Below are 1,233 nucleotides of genomic sequence, written 5' to 3' on the forward strand. Positions count from 1 at the left end.
TACTGATTTGAAATAACCTGTATGCGAAATTGTTCTTTTTCATCCTCGGTCATCTCAAGTGGAACGCCGTGCAATGTGTCCACAATATAGGACGAAATTTTAGCGAAGTGCTCGTCAAAATCAGTGGTATCTTCGTTGGTCATATTTCTGTTCTACCCTCATTATAAGCTTTCCGGTCTGCTTAAAGTTACAGCTTTCAGCGTAAAGCTTCCGTAGTTTTTAATGCTAAACGATAGTTATCGAACTTTTCCACAGCTTTTGCAAAATCGTCGAGAAAAAGTTCTGTATCTTTTTCATTCGTACCACTTTACCCCATTATTAGAATTGAAAATTAGTAGCCCTTTGATATAAATAAGTAAACGATGAATCCACCCCACAAAACAACTTCAGCAATTATCAAACACTTCAAGTGTTGCTGCAATTTTTCGGGGTCAATTTCGCCTTTTTTCAGAAAATCATAAATTGAATTTCGCAATTTATCTAGGTCTTCCTGCTTGATTTCCAGTTTCAAATAAAAATTTTTCCCGAAAAGGAGCTGGTGCATCCCATAATATATTGAAAGCAATATTAAAAATGAAGTAATACTTACAAGCGCTGGCTGGGTCCAGCTTATTGTCATACCTTCTACCGATGTAAGATTTCTATAAAAAACAATATCACTTAAACCAGCTACAAACAACAGAAAATTCCAAACCAAAAATGTATATAAAGTTTTCTTCATTTTCTATACCTTCTTTCACTACTGCCCACATTGCTGGAAATATCAAACGCCTACTTTATTTTTATGCCCTCATTTTTTACAAATCATCAAACCTTCCCGCCTTGCTTTTTTGTTTAGATAACGAAATTTAAGCCTGATTTATTTCGTTTGTCCACAAAATTTTTCAAAATCGTATAGATGCACATAAACTTCCTGAAAATTTGTAGCACAATCGCAATCTTCTTTTAAATAAACACGCTATAAGGATAAACTTTTTGTTTTACCTCGATTGAAAGCCATCTTTAGCTTTCTGGTTTGAGAACTGTACTTCGGGCCGGATTCTTTGGGTCTACTAGAATTTTTATTGGTGCCCCTTTCGGAATACATGGATTGAACCAAAACCACTGCGACTTTCCATTATAGGTTTCACCTTTAACTTTATACTGATAATGTACCACATATGGATAGATTACATCCTCATCGGCAAGGTGGTAGGTACTCATATGAAATTTTATATGTACCCGTTTTGTTGC

The 1,233-nt window shown here is 35.1% G+C and carries 2 protein-coding genes; both read right to left on the reverse strand.

All coding sequences use genetic code 11. The annotated features are described in order from the left end of the window. Positions 1-331: 331 nt before the first annotated feature. Entirely contained in the window at positions 332-721 is a 390-nt protein-coding gene (locus WMO17_RS13050; protein ID WP_120081002.1) for a hypothetical protein, read from the reverse strand. Positions 722-1,002: 281 nt separating this feature from the next. Further along, on the reverse strand, positions 1,003-1,233 hold a 231-nt coding region (locus WMO17_RS13055; protein ID WP_435387704.1), incomplete at its 5' end, for a DUF3592 domain-containing protein.

Origin of the sequence: Faecalibacterium faecis (assembly GCF_040096475.1) — a bacterium.
Lineage (GTDB): Bacteria > Bacillota > Clostridia > Oscillospirales > Ruminococcaceae > Faecalibacterium > Faecalibacterium taiwanense.